Source organism: Moellerella wisconsensis ATCC 35017, assembly GCF_001294465.1.
GTDB lineage: Bacteria > Pseudomonadota > Gammaproteobacteria > Enterobacterales > Enterobacteriaceae > Moellerella > Moellerella wisconsensis.
The window spans coordinates 300048-320957 of sequence record NZ_LGAA01000026.1; the positions used below are offsets into that span (position 1 = coordinate 300048).

Sequence of the window (20910 nt, forward strand, 5' to 3'; positions counted from 1 at the left end):
CTTAATAATAGTACGCTTATCTTCACATACAATAAACTAATTTTGCGTGACTCAGATTCGAATTCTGACTTTACATCAAATTTTATATCCAAGACTAAAAAATAGAGTAATTGATCTAGCAACAATTTAAGCAATTTAGATGAATATTGCCAGTACTTAATAAATTGATTTACTGCATTTTTTAGTAATTGTTAATTAATTATCCTATGACACTATTTTGAGTTATTTAGATGTTAATCATACGTTATTTATGGATAACAAAATTAGCGTCTAATTTTAAAAAATGGCACAAGAAAGTTAAGTCTCATCTTTTATTGACACAAAGGATAGATATTCTATTTTTTCCGATTTTATCGAAAAAATATAGTGAATATATCATCACCTCTATTCACTATATTTAAAAATTTGATTAACACTGTCTAATTTATATATTATTTTTTGTTTTATATTTACGTTTATAAAAAACAAAATAGCCTAATAAAGGCTATTTAATAACTATTATTTATATCATTAATTATGATAGTTATTTATATTTGACTATTTTACTCAGGTAAATAAATTGAATAACTGATCTATAAAAAAATTAAAAATCATACCAATTCAATTAGTTGAGGTTGTTTAAGCTGACTATCCTATCCTGAAAATATATTATTAAATATACATTAATAATTAATATATAATCTTAGATAAATATATCTAGACAGCTAGGTAATCACACCGAAAAAACGGTTAAAATACACACTAACAGCATGTTAATCGTGCAATAAAACACTTAATATAAGTCAAATGTGATCCTTCTATTGCATATGAATATAAATCATATCAATTAACTTAAAAGTAATCATTAAATTTTCAAGCTAAAAATCACTCATAACTTAATTTAAACATAAAAAAAGCCACCTATAAGGTAGCTTTTAAAGTGTCTTGCTGATGTTTAACTCATTTGTTTAATAACCATCTAATTTATTGATAATTATAATTTTTATCAAACTATTTATCAAACAATCACACATTATCCTATTTAGCAGCTAATAGAGAGTTAACTGCTTCTCCGATATCAGCGAGGCTGCGTACTGTTTTGACGCCTGCGGCTTCAAGAGCGGCAAACTTCTCATCAGCTGTACCTTTACCGCCAGCAATAATTGCGCCAGCGTGGCCCATACGTTTACCTTTAGGTGCCGTAACACCCGCGATATAAGCAACAACAGGTTTAGTCACATGTTCTTTTATAAACGCCGCGGCTTCTTCTTCTGCCGTACCACCAATCTCACCTATCATAACAATAGCTTCAGTTTGTGGATCTTCTTGGAATAATTTCAGAATATCAATAAAGTTAGAGCCTGGGATGGGATCGCCACCAATACCCACACAGGTTGATTGGCCTAAGCCTGCGTCAGTGGTCTGTTTTACCGCTTCATAGGTCAATGTTCCTGAGCGCGAAACAATCCCAACTTTACCCGGTAAATGAATATGGCCCGGCATAATACCAATCTTACATTCACCCGGAGTGATAACTCCCGGACAGTTAGGACCTATCATACGAACACCGGCTTGATCTAATTTCACTTTAACCACCAGCATATCCAACGTAGGAATGCCTTCTGTAATAGTGATAATCAGTTTAATCCCCGCGTCGATAGCTTCCAAAATCGAATCTTTGCAAAATGGTGCTGGCACATAAATAACGGAGGCAGTAGCGCCTGTAGCTTCGACAGCTTCACGAACTGTATTAAATACTGGCAGACCTAAATGTTCAGTACCACCTTTGCCCGGAGTAACTCCACCGACCATTTGCGTGCCATAAGCAATCGCTTGTTCTGAATGGAAAGTTCCTTGGCTACCGGTGAAACCTTGGCAAATTACTTTAGTATTTTTATCGATTAAAATAGACATTATTTAGCCTCCGCTGCTGCTACTGCTTGTTTCGCTGCATCTGCCAAGCTGGTTGCGGCAATAATATTTAAGCCACTATCTGCCAGTTTTTGTGCACCTAATTCTGCGTTATTACCTTCAAGACGTACCACAACCGGAACATTAACGCCCACTTCTTCAACCGCACCAATAATGCCGTCAGCAATCAGGTCACAACGAACGATCCCACCAAAAATATTAACAAAAACAGCTTTTACATTGTCATCCGACAAAATAATTTTGAAAGCCTCAGTCACTCGTTCTTTAGTTGCACCACCGCCAACATCCAGGAAGTTAGCCGGAGAACCACCATGTAATTTAACAATATCCATGGTGCCCATCGCTAATCCTGCACCGTTAACCATACAACCAATATTGCCATCAAGCGCAACGTAGTTTAACTCCCACTGCGCTGCTTGCGCTTCGCGGGCATCTTCTTGCGATTCATCGCGCATTTCGCGCAATTCAGCTTGACGATACAGTGCGTTACCATCAATACCTAATTTACCATCTAAACAAATTAGTTCGCCCTGGGTATTAATTACCAATGGGTTAATTTCAGCCATCGCTAAATCACGCTCTAAGAACATGGTTGCTAAGCCCATGAAAATTTTAGCGAATTGACTAACTTGTTTACCGCTAAGGCCCAATTTAAATGCTAACTCACGGCCTTGATACGGCATAGGACCAGTTAATGGATCAATAATTGCTTTGTGGATAAGCTCTGGCGTTTCTTCCGCCACTTTTTCAATTTCCACACCACCTTCTGTCGATGCCATGAACACTACACGACGTGTGCCACGGTCAACTACTGCACCTAAATATAATTCTCTCGCGATATCTGTCGCTTCTTCAACCAATACTTGATTAACTGGCTGACCATGTGCATCTGTTTGATAAGTAACTAAATATTGACCTAACCATTTTTCTGCAAATGCTTTTATCTCATCAAGATTACTGGTAACTTTCACGCCACCCGCTTTACCACGTCCACCTGCATGAACCTGACATTTAATCACCCAAGGGCCATTACCGATTTTTTTTGCGGCTTCAACAGCCTGTTCTGCAGAATCGCAAGCATAGCCTGTCGGTGCTGGCAAACCATAGCGTGCAAATAACTGTTTCGCCTGATACTCGTGTAAGTTCATGATGTTCTATCCATAATTGAGTCTGAAGAGGCGCAAATACGCCTCCTACTGTTGTTACGGTAATAGCGCACTTTAAAACGCTATTACCTCCTTTATTTCAGACCGGGTAGCTCTCGGGCTACCCTGTTATGTTGCTATACGTCCAGTAATAAACGCGCTGGATCTTCCAGCATATCTTTAATTGTTACCAAGAATCCAACGGATTCACGACCATCAATCAGACGGTGGTCATAAGACAGTGCTAAGTACATCATTGGTAAGATTTCAACTTTACCATTCACCGCCATTGGACGATCTTTAATCGCATGCATACCTAAAATCGCACTTTGTGGTGGATTAATAATAGGCGTAGACATGAGTGAGCCAAACACACCACCATTAGTGATAGTGAAGTTACCTCCGGTTAAATCCTCAACCGTTAGTTTACCGTCACGACCTTTCACCGCGAGTTCTTTAATCGCTTTCTCGATATCCGCCATGCTCATTGCATCAACATCACGCAAGACTGGAGTTACCAGACCACGCGGCGTGGATACCGCAATACTGATATCAAAATAGTTATGATAAACAACATCAGTCCCATCGATAGATGCATTCACTTCTGGATAGCGTTTTAAGGCTTCAACTGCGGCTTTAATGTAGAAGGACATAAAGCCCAAGCGAACACCGTGACGTTTTTCGAACGCTTCACCGTATTGCTTACGCAGGTCTTTAATTGGCTGCATATTGATTTCATTGAATGTTGTTAGCATAGCCGTGCTATTTTTAGCTTCTAACAGACGTTCAGCGACACGTTTACGTAAGCGTGTCATTGGTACTCGTTTTTCACTGCGGTGAGCTAATGGAGCCGCAGGCGCTTGAGGCGCAGAAACCGGGGCTGCTGGCGCGACAGATTTTGCAGTAGCAACATGTTTTTCAACATCTTCACGAGTTAATCGTCCACCGACCCCGCTGCCTTTAATATCAGCAGGATTAAGGTCATGCTCTGCGACTAAACGACGTACTGCTGGGCTAAGCGCATCGTTATGTTCAGTTTCTAAGCTTGCTGTTTGACGCTGTGCAGGCGTTGAACTCTGTACATCTTTAACTTCTGCTGGAATGCCAGTGCTATCACCAAGACGAATACGTCCTAACAATTGTTTAGATAGAACAGTGGCGCCTTCTTCTTCAATAATTGCTTCTAGCACCCCGGCTTCGCTAGCTGGAACTTCTAACACCACTTTATCGGTTTCAATCTCAACCAGAACTTCATCACGTTCGACGCTGTCACCTGGTTTTTTATGCCATGTGGCAACCGACGCATCAGCAACGGATTCAGGAAGATCGGGAACAAGAATTTCTACACTACTCATTTTCTATCCTTTAATTATTCAATGTTCAGAGCGTCATCAACTAAAGCTTTTTGCTGCTCTAGGTGAACGGAGGTGTATCCAACTGCCGGGGAAGCGGAAGCAGGACGACCCGCATAACGTAAAGATGCCCCACATGGGATGGCTTCACGGAAATTATGTTGGCTACAATACCAAGCACCTTGATTTAAGGGTTCTTCTTGGCACCAAACGAAATCTTTGACATGTGCATATGCAGCAAAAATTTGTTGGATATCTTCATGAGGGAACGGATACAGCTGCTCCACACGGATAATAGCCACGTCAATTTGGGCATTTTTGCGACGTTGTTCTAATAAATCGTAATAAACTTTACCGGAACACATCACAACGCGTTTCACATTTTTCGTATCCAGCGGATCAATTTCATCGATGACTGGTTGGAATTTACCGTGAGCTAATTCTTCCAAGCTAGAAACCGCTAATGGGTGACGTAACAGTGATTTAGGTGACATCACGATTAATGGACGGCGCATTCCACGTAATGCTTGGCGGCGCAACATGTGATAAACCTGAGCTGGTGTCGACGGGACACAAACTTGCATATTTTGCTCAGCGCATAATTGCAAATAACGCTCCAATCGCGCAGAAGAGTGCTCTGGGCCTTGGCCTTCATAGCCGTGAGGTAGCAGCATGACCAGACCGCACATACGTCCCCATTTTTGTTCGCCAGAGCTAATAAACTGGTCAATAACAACTTGAGCAACGTTGGCGAAGTCACCAAATTGAGCTTCCCAGATAGCTAGTGTACGGGGCTCGGTGGTCGCATAGCCATATTCAAACGCCAGTACTGCTTCTTCTGACAGCACGGAATCCCAGACATTAAATACGCCCTGACCATTATGAATATTGGCTAATGGAACGTAAACTGAGCCGTTGGTTTGATTATGGATAACCGCATGGCGATGGAAAAACGTGCCACGGCCAGCATCTTCACCAGATAAACGGATAGGAATGCCTTCATCAACTAAGGTTGCGTACGCTAAAGTTTCAGCCGCACCCCAGTCTAATAACTTCTCACCTTTGGCCATTTCAGCACGGTCGTTATAAATCTTCTCAACCCGAGACTGCATGACCACTTCTTCTGGAATAGTGCTCAGTTTAGTACCGAGTTCTTGCAGTCGTTTTAAATCGAACTGAGCTTTATAATCTTGATCCCAATCGTGATTAAGATACGGTTCCCAAGTGTAAGCATTCAGCCCCATTGGACGCCATTCTTCGACCACACAATCACCACGATCTAATGCATCACGATAAACGTTAACCATTTCTGTGACATCATTCGCAGTAACGATATTTTGCTCGATTAATTTATCCGCATAGATTTTACGTGGTGTCGGATGTTTCTTGATTTTTTGATACATTATTGGCTGCGTTGCACTTGGCTCATCAGCTTCGTTATGACCATGGCGGCGGTAGCAAACCAAATCAATCATCACATCGCGTTTAAAGGTATTACGGAAATCTAACGCCAAACGAGTCACAAATGCGACAGCTTCAGGATCATCCGCATTAACGTGGAAAATTGGCGCCTGCACCATTTTCACTACATCGGTACAATATTCGGCTGAACGTGCATCTTTCGGGTTAGACGTTGTAAATCCAATCTGGTTATTGATCACGATACGAACAGTACCGCCAACTTCATAGCCTCGCGCTTGAGACATATTTAACGTCTCTTGAACTACGCCTTGGCCTGTCACCGCCGCATCACCATGAATAGTAATTGGCAAGACCATATTGCTACGAGCTTCATCTAAACGGTCACGACGCGCACGAACAGAACCAATAACCACCGGGCTAACAATCTCTAAATGAGATGGGTTAAACGCTAATGCCAAGTGAACTTTGGCACCTTCAGTGGCGAAATCAGAAGAGAAACCTTGATGGTATTTAACGTCACCTGTACCTAGGTGATCTTTATGCTTACCGGCAAACTCATCAAATAGCTCTGAAGGAATTTTACCTAAAATATTAACCAGAACGTTTAGACGACCACGGTGCGCCATACCCAGTACCACTTCACGGGTATCTTGTTTTCCTGCATGACGAATCAAATCTTTTAGCATTGGGATCAGTGCATCACCACCTTCCAATGAGAAACGTTTGGCCCCCGGGAATTTAGCTCCCAGATAGCGTTCTAAACCTTCAGCTGCGGTTAACTCAGCTAAAAAACGGCATTTTTCTTCTTTAGTGAAAATGTCACTGACTTGTACAGATTCTAAACGTTGTTGGATCCAGCGTTTTTCTTCAGTATTGGTAATATGCATATACTCAGCACCAATTGAACCGCAATAAATACGTTTCAGGGCATCGTATAGTTCGCCTAATTTCATCGTTTCTTTACCAATAGCAAAAGAACCGACGTTGAAGGTTTCGTCTAAATCAGCTTTGGTGAGATTATGAAAAGTAGGGTCTAAATCAGGAACGGGTTCCTGTTTCCATAATCCGAGGGGATCTAAATTCGCATTCTGGTGTCCTCGGAAGCGGAATGCGTTAATCAGCTGCAATACTTTAACTTGTTTTGCATCTAATTGAGGATCGCTGACAGATGTATTATAGCGGGTAGATTCTTTCGCTAGGCGGCGAAAGTAATCGCGCGTCTGTGAGTGGGGTTGCTCTCCGTTGGAGCCTGCGTCAGGTAACTGCTGGAAAATTTCTCTCCAGCCGGCATCAACGGAATTAGGGTCAGTTAAATAATCTTCATAGAGCTGCTCTATGTAAGACTGGTTTGCGCCAGCCAGAAAACTTGAATCCAGCCAGTCCTTCATTACGCCGTTCTGCATTGTGATCCCTCAAGCTACTAAAGCTTTAGTTTTCGCCGTTATTAACTAATACCGCGGTTAAGCGGTGTCGATAAAGGTTCATCTGGACGTGCTTTGTGCATGTTCTCTCTTTGGGTCCTCTTATTGCTGAGGATTTCCCTTTTTAAGGAACCTTTAAGAACTGTCGGCAGTTTTTAAAGGTCCCTCACTAAGCACGTATCTTCATCATTTGCAGTTGGCACTTATTGCTCTTCGTCATCGTATTTTTCGATTAAACCCTGCGGTGAAAATCACACCGCAGGAGACTCATAATTACACCACTAACATCCTATTATGCACTATGTTTTAATAACATAGACTTAATATGACCGATAGCTTTGGTTGGATTTAGCCCTTTAGGGCATACATTGACACAATTCATTATGCTATGACAGCGGAAAACACTAAAAGCGTCGTTCAGATCATCTAATCGGCCATCGGTTTCAGTATCTCTACTATCTATTAAGAAACGATATGCAGCGAGTAACCCTGCGGGCCCGATAAATTTATCTGGATTCCACCAAAATGATGGGCAAGAGGTTGAACAACATGCGCACAAAATACACTCATACAAACCATCTAATTTTTCACGCTGAGCAGGTGTCTGTAGATTTTCACGCGCAGGTAGATTTTTGTTGTCATTGATTAAATAAGGACGAATTTTTTCGTACTGAGTATAAAATTGCGTCATATCAATAATCAGGTCGCGAACAACCGGCAACCCTGGTAATGGACGGATCACTATTTTCTTGCCCGGGCGCGATAATGCAGACAATGGCGTAATACATGCCAAGCCATTCTTACCGTTCATATTTACGCCATCTGAGCCACAAACACCTTCACGGCAAGAACGACGGAATGACAACGTGGGATCTTGTTCTTTTAGCGCAATCAACGCATCGAGCAGCATCATGTCACGGCCAGCAGGAACATCAAGCGTGTAATCCTGCATGCGTGGCGCATTATCTGCATCGGGGTTATAACGATAAATCGAGAATTCTAATTTCATAATTTATTTCTCCGCAACTGGATTAACACCACGCATTAATAGGTACGTATTTTCGGTGGGAAGGCTTCACGCAATTTAGGCTGCATGTTGACTTCGCGACGTGTCATCGTTTCAGATTGCGGTAAATACAGAGAGTGACACAGCCAGTTAGCATCATCGCGATCCGGATAGTCAAAGCGGCTATGCGCTCCACGGCTTTCTGTACGATAGTTAGCTGCTTGCGCGGTGGCATAAGCAGTTTCCATCAAGTTATCCAGTTCTAAACATTCAATTCGTTGGGTATTAAACTCTGTTGAGGTATCATCAAGACGCGCATTTTGTAAGCGTTCACGGATAGTTTTTAGCTCTTCTAGTCCTTTCGCCATCGCATCACCTTCACGGAATACCGAGAAATTATGCTGCATGCAGGTTTGTAGCGCTTTACGAATTTCAACCGGATCTTCACCCGTACGAGTACTTTCCCAACGATTAAAGCGACTTAATGCAGCATCAATATCAGATTCGCTAGCATCACGCATAGTACCTTGTTCCATCAGTGACTCTTTCAAATGCAAGCCCGCAGAACGGCCGAAAACCACTAAATCAAGCAAGGAGTTACCGCCTAAACGGTTAGCGCCATGAACAGATACACAAGCAATCTCACCGACAGCGAACAGGCCCGGGATGACTTCATCTTCGCCGTTAGCATTAATCCGTAATGCTTGCCCCGTCACTTTGGTCGGAATACCGCCCATCATATAATGACACGTTGGAATTACTGGAATAGGTTCTTTGATAGGATCGACATGAGCAAATGTGCGAGATAATTCTAAAATACCCGGCAAGCGTGATTCCAAAACTTCTTTGCCTAAATGATCGAGTTTTAATTTCGCGTGAGGTCCCCACGGGCCTTCACAACCGCGGCCTTCACGAATTTCAATCATAATAGAACGCGCCACTACATCTCGACCGGCTAAATCTTTGGCGTTTGGCGCATAGCGCTCCATAAAACGTTCGCCATCTTTATTCAGCAAATAACCGCCTTCACCACGGCAACCTTCGGTAACCAATACCCCCGCGCCTGCGATTCCGGTAGGATGGAACTGCCACATTTCCATATCTTGTAGAGGCACACCTGCACGAACGGCCATACCAACACCGTCGCCAGTATTTATATGTGCGTTAGTGGTGGATTGGTAAATCCGCCCTGCTCCACCGGTCGCCAAGATTGTCGCTTTGGCTTTAAAATAGACGACTTCGCCAGTTTCCATACAAATAGCGGTACAACCGACAATATCGCCGTCTTGGTTTTTCACCAGATCAAGCGCATACCATTCAGAGAAAATCGTAGTATGGTTTTTCAGATTTTGTTGGTACAGAGTATGCAATAAAGCATGGCCCGTACGGTCAGCTGCAGCCGCAGTACGTGCCGCTTGCTCACCACCAAAGTTTTTAGATTGACCACCAAATGGGCGTTGGTAAATTGTTCCGTCATCTAAACGAGAAAAAGGTAATCCCATATGCTCCAGCTCTAAAATAGCTTCTGGACCGGTTTGACACATATATTCAATAGCGTCCTGATCCCCAATATAATCAGAGCCTTTGACAGTATCGTACATATGCCATTCCCAATTATCCGGGTGGGTATTTCCTAGAGCAACGGTAATGCCCCCTTGCGCGGATACTGTATGAGAACGGGTCGGAAAAACTTTAGATAATAAGGCGCAACTAAGGCCCATTTGAGAAATCTGTAGTGCGGCGCGCATACCTGCCCCCCCCGCACCAATAACGATAGCGTCAAACTCTCTTACTGGCAGTTTCATTTATACACCCCACACCACAATTGTTCCGTAAATTAAGTAAGCCAGCAGCACCACAACTAATAAAAATTGTAGAACTAGGCGCAACGCGACCGGTTTAATATAGTCAGTCAATACCTGCCACAAACCTATCCATGCGTGTACTAAAATCGATAACAATGTAAGGACAGTAAATACTTTAGTTACTGAGGAGGCAAAGAAACCACGCCAAACTTCGTAAGTTATATCGTTAATAGCCACAAAGCCAACAAGATAAATCACATATAAAGCGATGATGATTGCAGAGGCGCGGATCAGTAACCAATCGTGGATACCGGAACGACCAAAAGTAGATGCATTGCTTACCATACCAATACCCCCGCTAGAATTGACAAGATGATGGTGATAGCAAATGCGGCTTTTGCAGAAAAATTACCTACCGCTAATGTTTCGTCAATAACACCGAAATCCATCAGCATATGACGAATACCGCCACAGATATGGTAGGCCAATGCAGTAAGAATGCCCCAAAGAATAAACTTAGCAAAAAAGCCAGTCATTAATTCAGACGCATATTGAAATCCATCTGGCGAAGATAGAGAGGTGCCCAATAACCACAGCAGTATACCAACTGCGATAAAGGTAATTACGCCAGAGACACGGTGTAAGATCGAGGCGATAGCAGTGATCGGAAATTGGATCGTCTGCAAATCAAGGTTGACAGGTCTTTGTTTTTTCACAATTTAGCCCACACAGCTCTTTTATTATTTTCCTTCCTCCGGACCTGGGGCGGGAAATCATACAGCGCTACGGGATACAAAATACAACTTAACTAAAACTTTAATCCATCATGTTTAAAAAAGTTGTACGTTGATTACGCTGGGTGCTCCTACATCAGGCAATCCGGAGACCTTGCCGCAGTATATGTGCTTCACATCATCATTACAATTCCCACACAATATGTTTGGAGACATTTAGCCTGAACAGTGAGAAGGATCACGATTTAAACAATTTATATAAATTCGCTCGTCTCATTTGACAAAGAATCAACATTTACTTTACATATAGGGCTAGCAAATAGACTAAATGCCGTTAATTAAGATTATCGGCAGGAAAAGCAAAAACAAAAGTTATGAAATAATTGTTATCCATACAAAGTTTAGTGTTATTGTGGAATAAAACAACAATAGAACATAACATCGACATCGACAGACCTGTTAACAACCTATAAAAATATTGTTGGCACAAATTAAATTATATATGTTTGTGTGATAGCTGCCTGATTTCCTTCATGCACTAATGGCACAATGCCGTAAGACACAGTATAACGCTAAGATTAGGTTGTTAGGGGTTGATTATCGCGCGCTAAGGAGACAGTAAATGGCTGATAACAAAGCTAAGCTAACCATTGAGAGTGCTGGCAGCAGTGAAAAATCTATTGATTTGGGTATCCTAACTCCAACATTAGGCCAACCGGTTATTGATGTACGAGCGCTTGGTTCTAAAGGGTATTTTACCTACGATCCCGGCTTCACATCCACCGCGTCCTGTGAATCAAAAATCACCTTTATTGACGGTGATAAAGGTATCTTACTGCACCGTGGCTTCCCGATTGATCAGCTTGCGACGCAATCGACCTACCTCGAAGTTTGCTATATTTTGCTGTATGGCGAGATCCCGACTGTCGAACAGTATGAAGAATTCAAATATACGGTGACTCGCCACACTATGATCCATGAGCAAATCACCCGTCTGCTGCAAGGCTTCCGCCGCGATTCACATCCAATGGCAGTGCTCTGTGGTGTTACTGGTGCGCTAGCTGCTTTCTATCATGATGCACTAGATGTTAATAATCCACGTCACCGTGATATTACCGCCTACCGTCTGCTGTCCAAAATGCCGACTGTCGCCGCAATGTGTTATAAATACTCCATCGGCCAACCTTTTATTTATCCACGTAATGACTTGTCATACGCAGGTAACTTCTTGCATATGATGTTCGCTACACCATGTGAAGAATACAAAGTAAATCCGGTGCTAGAACGTGCAATGGACAGAATTCTTATTCTACATGCTGATCACGAACAAAATGCATCGACTTCTACCGTGCGTACCGCCGGCTCTTCTGGCGCTAATCCATTCGCCTGTATAGCGGCAGGTATCGCATCACTATGGGGACCCGCACATGGCGGGGCTAACGAAGCCTGCTTGCGGATGCTCGAAGAGATCAAAACCGTAGAGCATATCCCTGAGTTTATTAACCGCGCTAAAGATAAAAACGATTCATTCCGTCTGATGGGCTTTGGTCACCGCGTATATAAAAATCATGACCCACGAGCCACCGTTATGCGCGAAACCTGCCATGAAGTTCTCACCGAACTGGGTCTAAACGACAGTTTGTTAGAAGTGGCTATGGAGTTAGAACGCATCGCATTAAACGACCCATACTTTATTGAGAAAAAACTGTATCCAAACGTGGATTTCTATTCAGGTATCATACTGAAAGCTATGGGAATTCCATCAACAATGTTTACAGTGATTTTTGCTATTGCTCGTACTATTGGTTGGATTGCGCACTGGAATGAAATGCATGATGATGGCCTAAAAATCGCGCGTCCACGCCAGCTTTATACCGGTTATGATAAACGTGATTTTAAAAGTAATACCATTAACAGCCAAAAATAATTGCTGAAAAATACCGCTCGACTAACGATCTAAAGCTAAAGATATCTGCCCTACAACAGAACTAAAACCCCACATTCGTGGGGTTTTTTATCTCTTATTTACAGCAATTATTAATACTAGCCGCCTATTTTAACTGGCCAAATCTATCTATTATTTCTGTTTAATCGACCCCATCGAGCCAATATCAAGCAGGTGAATGTAAAAAATATAATTTTACCGTCCCTATTTTCATCGATAATTAGGTATATAAAATTTATACAAATGCGATATCAATCACATTTTAGAATATTAATTAATTCAATTATTTGCCGATAAAGACTAATTTTAGAGAAATAAACCGCATATTTTAAGCGGATTAAATATTAGAATAGCTAGCTAGTGGATTAATGATATGTGAATGATACTCAAAAAATCAGCTGATGCTGGGCTGTCATTGTGCGATTTATATGGGTTCATCAATAATTAGGCCAAATAAAAGCGGTCAATTTGACCGCTTTAGCGAGAGAAGCTCAACTATAATCTATCGTCAGACAGGCTCATTAGGCTGGATTATCGATATCAACAAAAGTAACATCCAGATTATGTTCATCGGCTAACCATTTTCCCAGTGCCATAATGCCAAAACGTTCGGTTGCATGATGCCCGGCAGAGAAGAAATGGATCCCCATTTCACGCGCAATATGGATAGTTTGTTCAGAAACTTCACCGGTCACAAATGCATCGACACCAAACTCGGCAGCTTGTTGAATAAAGCCTTGCCCACCGCCGGTACACCAAGCGATTTGACGGATTTCATCTTTTGCATTATCGCCACAGTGCAATACTTTACGTCCCATGCGATGCTCTAAACGTGCAAGTAATTCTGCCGCTGGAATCGGCTGATCAAAAAAACCAAACGGTAGCAGAGGCTCAATATAACCATCCACTTTCACTCCCATTTGATAGGCTAATTGAATATTATTGCCATATTCAGGGTGTGCATCTAATGGTAAATGATAACCATACAAATTAATTTCATTACACAGTAAGGTTTGTAAACGCTTACGTTTCATTCCTTTAATAACGACCGGTTCATTTTTCCAAAAATAGCCATGATGAACAATAATCGCGTCCGCATCTAGCTCTACAGCTTTATCCAATAATGCTTGGCAAGCGGTCACGCCAGTGACAACTTTTTGTACATGCGGTCGCCCTTCTACTTGCAATCCATTAGGCGCATAATCCTGAAATTCATTAACTTTTAATTCATTATTAATCAGGTTTTCTAGAAATAAATTACGCATCGTTTGATCCTTTTACCGCTTAATAAATCACACCTTGGCTATGTTTATAACGCCAATAACAGTTATTAATATTAGCACAAACCGCGCGATTACTCTCTGCAGAGAAAAAAACAATCATGGAAAATAAATAAAAAATCATAACACGACAATTATGTTGAGCACCTTACAGCACAGCGTTATTCATTATATTATTGGCGCTGAGCAACACTACTTTCATCATCTTGTCTAAAATTAGGGATACTAATATAGCTTTAAAATATAGCTTAAAGAAAAATTTAGCCTAGAATTAATTGTCAGCCAGAGAATTAATCATCAATAACCGCCTCCGGGATACAAGCACTGCGGCAGGATGCCATCAATCAGCGAATATAAAACTATTCATCTTAATTCTGCGTATTAATTATGCCCACATCATTGCCTGTAACCAAAAACTTATCATCCATTATTTACTATTTTTTTAACGCTTAATTTTATACATTAGGTTTAGGTAAACACCCATTAAGAGCGTTTAGTCATTTCTAACGTCAATTCCGATTGCTCTAACCAAACGGGTTTATCACTTGTTTTGGCCCATACACGGTGCAAATAGCTATAAAAACGCCCGCGATCTCGATAAAAGATCATAATTGGAAAAGCAAGAACGCCAACAATAACAGCGGCAGTACGGCGTAAGATAATCTGACGTTGGGTATATTCGCGATAATATGTCATCACCGATCCCCCTATAATATTACATCGTAGATAATGGTTATTATTGGTAAATACATAGATTGGTAAATACTAAAAATAACCGCTTAAATAATCACTAACTTAAATCGATTAGGTTAATACGCTGAAATTTTACGCCATGTCGTGTAATTTTACTACTCATCTGACCACTTTTATTGTGATAAAATTCACTATAAATGGGTAACACCTGTAACTGACTTACAATTAGCAACAAATTAATATCATTTGATGGTTATTTGTAGCATATCAATAACATTAAACGGCAATACCTTACCGCTAATTTGAACGCAAAATGTCATACACATTTAAGTCAATATATTCTATCATTCCAATCTATTCATAATGAGAATGAGATTTATTGTCTATGAGCGTTTGGCTTATTTATGCATTGCTATCAGCGATCACCGCTGCTTTAGTGGCTATTTTCGGAAAAATTGGTTTACAAAATCTAGATGCCAATACAGCGACTGCGATTCGTGCGGTTATCATGGCGATATTTTTAGTCGGTGTGGTGGTTGTTCAAGGCAAATTGAATTTGATCAGTGAAATTATTGCAAATAAAAAAGCCATTGTTTTTATTGCATTAAGTGGGATTGCTGGGGCACTATCGTGGCTATTCTATTTTTTAGCCATCAAAAATGGCAACGTATCTCAAGTTGCGCCAATTGACAAACTCAGTGTGGTATTTGCCGTTATTTTTGCGGTCATTTTATTTGGCGAAAAACTGTCGTTAGTCGCAGCTGGAGGCGTGGCATTGATCACTGCTGGCGCGTTAATGGTCGCTTTGGGCTAAAATCTAAAAGTAACTAGTCGCTCACACAATCAACTTTATCGCGGTATAAAATTAAACTAATTACTCTTACTCAAAAAAAACCCGCCATGAAATTAGCGGGTTTTTAGTCTGATAATTAGAAATAAACGCGATTAGCCTTTATTTTCAATCTTCGTCCAAGTATCTCTCAGACCAACAGTGCGATTAAACACCAATTTATCTGTACTGCTTAGGCGATTATCAACACAGAAATAACCTTCACGCTCAAACTGATACGGTTTTTCTGGTTCAGCTGCTCGTAATCCTGGCTCAACAAAGCCTTGGCGGATCACTAATGATTCGGCATTAATTGTTGATAAGAAATCTTCTTCTGCGCCTGGGTTTGGCACAGTAAACAGACGATCATAAAGACGAATTTCAGCCGGCGCTGCATGCTGAGCACTGACCCAATGAATAACACCTCTTACTTTGCGGCCATCAGCAGGATCTTTATTCAACGTATCAGCATCATAGGTGCAATAAATCGTGGTGATATTGCCTTCAGCATCTTTCTCAACACGCTCTGCTTTAATGATATACGCATTACGCAAACGCACTTCTTTATCCAGCACTAAACGCTTGTACTGACGGTTAGCTTCTTCACGGAAATCAGCACGATCGATATAAATTTCACGACTGAAAGGCACTTGACGAGTTCCCATCTCCGGTTTATTCGGATGATTAGGCATCGTCAGCATTTCTTCGCCTTCTGGCATGTTTTCAATCACTAAGCGAACGGGATCGATTACTGCCATGGCGCGTGGTGCGTTTTCATTTAAATCATCACGAATACACGATTCTAATGAGGCCATTTCAACATTGTTATCTTGTTTAGTCACACCAATGCGCTGACAAAATTCACGGATTGATGCCGCTGTATAACCACGGCGACGTAAACCTGAAACTGTTGGCATACGGGGATCATCCCAGCCATCGACAACTTTTTCAGTCACCAATTGGTTCAGTTTACGTTTTGACATCACGGTGTATTCAAGATTTAAACGCGAAAACTCGTACTGTCTTGGGTGACAATCAATCGAAATATTGTCTAATACCCAGTCATACAAACGGCGATTATCTTGGAATTCAAGAGTACACAGTGAATGAGTAATTCCTTCCAATGCATCAGAAATACAATGGGTAAAATCGTACATCGGGTAGATGCACCATTTATCGGCAGATTGGTGATGATGAGCAAATTTAATCCGATAAATAACCGGATCGCGCATCACAATAAAAGGTGATGCCATATCAATTTTAGCTCGCAAACACGCAGTACCTTCGGCAAATTCACCGGCACGCATTTTTTCAAATAGCGCTAAGTTTTCTTCTACTGTTCTGTCACGATATGGGCTATTTTTGCCCGGTTGCTTTAACGTGCCACGGTATTCACGAATTTGTTCTGGGCTAAGTTCATCAACATAAGCTAAGCCTTTGTTAATCAGCTCAATTGCATATTGATAAAGTGTATCGAAATAGTCCGATGAATAATGAACCTTTCCGCTCCACTCAAATCCTAACCATTTGACGTCATTCTGGATAGAATTAACATATTCCACATCTTCTTTCACTGGATTGGTATCATCAAAACGCAAATTACATTGCCCTTGATAATCTTTCGCGATACCAAAATTCAGGCAGATTGATTTAGCGTGTCCAATATGCAAATAGCCATTTGGTTCTGGGGGAAAACGCGTATGAACAGTCGCATGTTTTCCAGTGGCCAGATCTTCATCTATGATCTGACGAATAAAGTTTGTTGGGCGGGCATCAGCCTCATTCATTGTCATCATTCCTCAATGCAAAAGCGCGATAATAACCGTGTATATTCTACTATAAAACAGTAGGAAACAACCGTTTGATGTTATTCGCGGGGGGAAAAGCTAAATTTATTATTCAGTATGAAATAATTCAACTTTATTTGAAAGTTATTCTGCAATATATATTGCTATTACAATACGATGAATAACCTAATTTTTTTACTTTATCATGTCACAGCTAATTATTTTATCATTGGCGGCTAAAAGACAAAAAATGATAGCTAAAAGTAAAAAATCAAATCCACAAAATAAAAACAGGGAAGACTTCGCTCCCCTGTTTAACAACGATAATTTAATCGCTACGGCTTATTAGCGGCGACTTAACCGTCAATATAAACCGCCTTTATTTAAGGATCCGATATAGAACCGTTTCACCGGCTTTAACTTCGCCAGTTGCCAGAATTTCTATCTCAGCATAATCGTCGATATTACTAATAATTACAGGGCTAATCATTGACTTAGCATTAGCGTTTAAATACGCCAAATCTAAATTCAAAATAGGCTGTCCAGCGTCAACTACTGTACCTTCCTCGACTAAACGCGAGCAACCTTTACCTTTCAATGCCACAGTATCAATCCCCATATGGACTATCAGCTCTACGCCATTATCGGTTTCAATACAAAAAGCATGATTAGTTTCAAAGATTTTAACCACTGTTCCTGCGGCTGGTGCTAAAACTTCGCTGCTAGTCGGTTTGATAGCCACGCCGTCGCCAACAATTCGGCTAGAAAAAGCTTCATCAGGTACATCATCCAGTGTATATAATTGACCACTGACCGGTGCAACTAACGATAATACCACTTCGCCTTTGGCTTCTTTAACCACCGCTTGCTGTTGCGGCTGAGAAGCTACAGCCACGCTTGCTGCTGCAACCGAACCTTTAGCGATAACTTCACCCATTGCGCTAGCAATTAATTCTGCTCGCGTACCGACAATCACTTGAACACTTTGCTTATTTAAACGAATAACACCAGAAGCGCCTAAACGTTTAGCAACGGCATCATTGACACGTTCGGAATCTTTTACCGCCAAGCGTAAACGCGTTATACACGCATCAATATTAGTAATATTTTCGCTGCCACCCACCGCAGCAATATATTGACGAGCTTCTTTTTGAATATCAGTATCAGTTGTATCTGCCGGGCTTACATTTTCATCATAACCATCGACAGTTTCATCTTCTGCATTCTCTTCACGACCAGGTGTCATTAAATTGAATTTTTTAATCACTGTACGGAAAATAATATAATATAAGCAGAAGAAAACTAAGCCCTGAACAATCAACATATACCAATGAACAGCTAATGGATTACGCGATTGCAACAGCATATCAACCAGACCCGCACTGAAGCCAAAGCCTGAAATCCACTCCATCGTTGCAGCAATATAAACCGAAACCCCGGTTAAGAACGCATGAATAACATACAGTACTGGCGCCACAAACATGAATGAGAATTCTAAGGGCTCAGTGATACCAGTAAAGAAGGCGGCGAAAGCCCCCGCCATCATAATACCCGCCACTTTAGCTTTATTTTCAGGCTTAGCACAATGATAAATAGCTAATGCCGCTCCCGGCAGACCAAACATCATCACCGCAAAGAAACCTGCTTGGTAACGACCAGTAATTCCCGGAGTCGCTAAGCCTTCTTCAATCGATTTAGCACCACCAAGGAAATTAGGAATATCGTTAATGCCCGCAACATCAAACCAAAATACCGAGTTCAATGCATGATGTAAGCCAACAGGAATTAATAAACGGTTAAAGAACGCATAAATCCCTGCACCGACCGAGCCGAGATCTTTAATACTTTCACCAAAAGCCACCAGCGCGTTATAAATGAATGGCCATACATACATTAAAATGAAAGCCAATAAAATCATTAAGAACGAAACAAGGATCGGAACCAAGCGCCGTCCACTAAAGAATGACAACGCGCGAGGCAGCTCAACACCGCTATAGCGGTTATACAATTCAGCAGACAACACACCGACTAGAATGCCGACAAACTGGTTATTAATATGATTAAATGCCGTAGGTACCTGATCTAAAGGTATGCTCATTATCATTGAATAAGAGCCCGGGGCGCAGAGTGTAGTGACAACCAGGAATCCCACAAAGCCGGTTAATGCTGCCGCACCATCTTTATCTTTCGACATCCCGTAGGCAATACCGATAGCAAACAATACCGACATATTATCGATAATGGCCGCACCGGATTTGATTAATAAGGCAGCAATTGCACTATTTGCTCCCCAACCGTTAGGATCGACCCAGTAACCAATCCCCATTAAAATTGCAGCAGCCGGTAATACCGCGACCGGGACCATCAATGCCCGCCCTATCCGCTGTAAATAGCTCAGAATATTCACTAAATTCCCCTTTTATAGCCCATAGTTACGGGATTTTATTTGGCCTAATTCTTTTTAAGCAGTATTAAGTTAACCCAATAAAGAATTATATATGTATGTACCGCAATACATAGTTTAAATTAATTATTTCGCGATGCGAAAAAAATAACACTCAAATGTGATTAACTTCAAGATAAAAATTAATCAACAGCGCAAAGCACTAGCAAACTAACGCAACTTATTTTAAGATGAAAATTATCTTATCTACTGGATTTACCCGAACGACTCATAGAGAATCACGTTCCCTACGCAATATATACAATAAATTAATATATTGAAGGAACATCTTGCAACTTAATTGATTTATTTGAGGAAACTTAATCATGAGGCTTTTACCTCTAGCAAATGCGAAAGATGTTGGTATCTGGTCTGCTCAATATATCGCCAACAAAATCAATGCATTTAATCCAACAGCCGAACGTCCTTTTTTATTGGGATTACCGACCGGTGGCACACCTTTAGCGACTTACCAAGCCTTAATAAAACTATATAATCAAGGTCAAGTCAGCTTTAAACACGTGGTCACGTTTAATATGGATGAATATATTGGTATTCCTGCTGTTCATCCACAGAGCTACCATACATTTATGCATGAAAACTTTTTTAACCATATTGATATTCCCGAAGAAAACATCAATCTTCTTAATGGAAATGCAGCCGATGTCGAGGCTGAATGTCAACGTTATGAAGATAAAATTCGTAGCTACGGAAAAATTAATTTGTTTATGGGTGGGGTAGGCAATGACGGCCATATTGCCTTTAATGAACCTGGTTCTTCATTGTCCTCACGTACTCGGATTAAAACTTTAACTCCCGAAACTCGTGTGGCTAATTCACGTTTCTTTGATAATGATATCAATCAAGTTCCTAAATATGCATTAACTGTCGGTGTTGCTACATTAATGGATGCGGAAGAACTTATGATTTTAGCTACCGGTGCCAATAAAGCGATGGCGGTACATGCGGCAATTGAAGGATCTGTCAATCATATGTGGACGATTAGCTGCGTACAAATGCATCCAAAATCAATCATTGTATGTGACGAAAATGCTACGCTCGAATTAAAAGTAAAAACCTTAAAATATTTCCGCCAATTAGAAGCTGATATTATTAATCAATTTAGCGCTAAATAAT

15 protein-coding genes are annotated in these 20910 nt (G+C 41.1%); 3 read left to right on the top strand and 12 right to left on the bottom strand.

Annotation, left to right across the window (positions count from 1 at the left end; genetic code table 11):
- Window positions 1-1017: 1017 nt before the first annotated feature.
- The 8 genes from sucD to sdhC form a co-directional block, all read right to left on the bottom strand.
- Window positions 1018-1893, bottom strand: coding sequence for a succinate--CoA ligase subunit alpha (sucD, locus tag M992_RS13330; RefSeq protein ID WP_053909035.1), 876 nt, complete (start codon window positions 1891-1893; stop codon window positions 1018-1020).
- Complete coding sequence (gene sucC / locus M992_RS13335) at window positions 1893-3059, bottom strand: ADP-forming succinate--CoA ligase subunit beta (RefSeq protein ID WP_053909036.1); 1167 nt, start codon at window positions 3057-3059, stop codon at window positions 1893-1895. Before sucC ends, sucD begins: the two co-directional genes overlap by 1 nt.
- Before the next feature lie 134 nt (window positions 3060-3193).
- Entirely contained in the window at window positions 3194-4411 is a 1218-nt protein-coding gene (gene odhB, locus M992_RS13340) for a 2-oxoglutarate dehydrogenase complex dihydrolipoyllysine-residue succinyltransferase (RefSeq protein WP_047255736.1), read from the bottom strand.
- A 14-nt stretch (window positions 4412-4425) separates the two neighbouring features.
- Complete coding sequence (sucA, locus tag M992_RS13345) at window positions 4426-7233, bottom strand: 2-oxoglutarate dehydrogenase E1 component (protein ID WP_053909037.1); 2808 nt, start codon at window positions 7231-7233, stop codon at window positions 4426-4428.
- Window positions 7234-7543: 310 nt separating this feature from the next.
- Complete coding sequence (locus M992_RS13350; protein ID WP_053909038.1) at window positions 7544-8260, bottom strand: succinate dehydrogenase iron-sulfur subunit; 717 nt, start codon at window positions 8258-8260, stop codon at window positions 7544-7546.
- Window positions 8261-8295: 35 nt separating this feature from the next.
- A complete protein-coding gene (sdhA, locus tag M992_RS13355) occupies window positions 8296-10062 on the bottom strand; it encodes a succinate dehydrogenase flavoprotein subunit (protein WP_053909039.1) in 1767 nt (588 codons plus the stop codon).
- Window positions 10063-10407 carry a succinate dehydrogenase membrane anchor subunit gene (gene sdhD, locus M992_RS13360; protein WP_053909040.1) on the bottom strand — a complete coding sequence of 115 codons (345 nt, stop codon included), beginning with the start codon at window positions 10405-10407 and terminating at the stop codon, window positions 10063-10065.
- Window positions 10401-10781 (bottom strand): succinate dehydrogenase cytochrome b556 subunit, encoded by a 381-nt coding sequence (sdhC, locus tag M992_RS13365; protein ID WP_134473743.1) that lies wholly within the window; start codon window positions 10779-10781, stop codon window positions 10401-10403. Before sdhC ends, sdhD begins: the two co-directional genes overlap by 7 nt.
- A gap of 637 nt (window positions 10782-11418) precedes the next feature.
- Between sdhC and M992_RS13370 the strand changes: the two genes are divergently transcribed.
- On the top strand, window positions 11419-12723 hold the full coding sequence (locus tag M992_RS13370; protein ID WP_053909042.1) for a citrate synthase: 1305 nt from the start codon (window positions 11419-11421) through the stop codon (window positions 12721-12723).
- Window positions 12724-13262: 539 nt separating this feature from the next.
- On the opposite strand, the gene M992_RS13375 is transcribed toward M992_RS13370, so the two are convergent.
- Window positions 13263-14006 (bottom strand): type 2 GTP cyclohydrolase I, encoded by a 744-nt coding sequence (locus M992_RS13375; protein WP_053909043.1) that lies wholly within the window; start codon window positions 14004-14006, stop codon window positions 13263-13265.
- A gap of 498 nt (window positions 14007-14504) precedes the next feature.
- Window positions 14505-14717 carry a YbfA family protein gene (locus tag M992_RS13380; protein WP_053909044.1) on the bottom strand — a complete coding sequence of 71 codons (213 nt, stop codon included), beginning with the start codon at window positions 14715-14717 and terminating at the stop codon, window positions 14505-14507.
- Between the two features lie 382 nt (window positions 14718-15099).
- Between M992_RS13380 and M992_RS13385 the strand changes: the two genes are divergently transcribed.
- On the top strand, window positions 15100-15528 hold the full coding sequence (locus tag M992_RS13385; RefSeq protein WP_047255745.1) for an EamA family transporter: 429 nt from the start codon (window positions 15100-15102) through the stop codon (window positions 15526-15528).
- 131 nt (window positions 15529-15659) lie between these two features.
- Here M992_RS13385 and glnS read toward each other — a convergent pair whose 3' ends face one another.
- Window positions 15660-17330 carry a glutamine--tRNA ligase gene (glnS, locus tag M992_RS13390; RefSeq protein WP_053909045.1) on the bottom strand — a complete coding sequence of 557 codons (1671 nt, stop codon included), beginning with the start codon at window positions 17328-17330 and terminating at the stop codon, window positions 15660-15662.
- Window positions 17331-17709: 379 nt separating this feature from the next.
- On the bottom strand, window positions 17710-19737 hold the full coding sequence (gene nagE, locus M992_RS13395) for an N-acetylglucosamine-specific PTS transporter subunit IIBC (RefSeq protein ID WP_053909046.1): 2028 nt from the start codon (window positions 19735-19737) through the stop codon (window positions 17710-17712).
- 362 nt (window positions 19738-20099) lie between these two features.
- Here nagE and nagB point away from each other — a divergent pair, with 362 nt between their 5' ends.
- Complete coding sequence (gene nagB, locus M992_RS13400; RefSeq protein ID WP_053909047.1) at window positions 20100-20909, top strand: glucosamine-6-phosphate deaminase; 810 nt, start codon at window positions 20100-20102, stop codon at window positions 20907-20909.
- Window position 20910: the final 1 nt, after the last annotated feature.

Excerpts from the sequence above, each read along its gene's own strand:
- M992_RS13380 (WP_053909044.1), bottom strand. The coding sequence starts at position 14,717 with ATGACATATTATCGCGAATATACCCAACGTCAGATTATCTTACGCCGT.
- odhB (WP_047255736.1), bottom strand. The coding sequence starts at position 4,411 with ATGAGTAGTGTAGAAATTCTTGTTCCCGATCTTCCTGAATCCGTTGCT.
- sucC (WP_053909036.1), bottom strand. The coding sequence starts at position 3,059 with ATGAACTTACACGAGTATCAGGCGAAACAGTTATTTGCACGCTATGGT.
- M992_RS13370 (WP_053909042.1), top strand. The coding sequence starts at position 11,419 with ATGGCTGATAACAAAGCTAAGCTAACCATTGAGAGTGCTGGCAGCAGT.
- M992_RS13385 (WP_047255745.1), top strand. The coding sequence starts at position 15,100 with ATGAGCGTTTGGCTTATTTATGCATTGCTATCAGCGATCACCGCTGCT.
- sucD (WP_053909035.1), bottom strand. The coding sequence starts at position 1,893 with ATGTCTATTTTAATCGATAAAAATACTAAAGTAATTTGCCAAGGTTTC.
- M992_RS13350 (WP_053909038.1), bottom strand. The coding sequence starts at position 8,260 with ATGAAATTAGAATTCTCGATTTATCGTTATAACCCCGATGCAGATAAT.
- sdhA (WP_053909039.1), bottom strand. The coding sequence starts at position 10,062 with ATGAAACTGCCAGTAAGAGAGTTTGACGCTATCGTTATTGGTGCGGGG.
- M992_RS13375 (WP_053909043.1), bottom strand. The coding sequence starts at position 14,006 with ATGCGTAATTTATTTCTAGAAAACCTGATTAATAATGAATTAAAAGTT.
- nagB (WP_053909047.1), top strand. The coding sequence starts at position 20,100 with ATGAGGCTTTTACCTCTAGCAAATGCGAAAGATGTTGGTATCTGGTCT.
- sucA (WP_053909037.1), bottom strand. The coding sequence starts at position 7,233 with ATGCAGAACGGCGTAATGAAGGACTGGCTGGATTCAAGTTTTCTGGCT.
- sdhD (WP_053909040.1), bottom strand. The coding sequence starts at position 10,407 with ATGGTAAGCAATGCATCTACTTTTGGTCGTTCCGGTATCCACGATTGG.
- glnS (WP_053909045.1), bottom strand. The coding sequence starts at position 17,330 with ATGAATGAGGCTGATGCCCGCCCAACAAACTTTATTCGTCAGATCATA.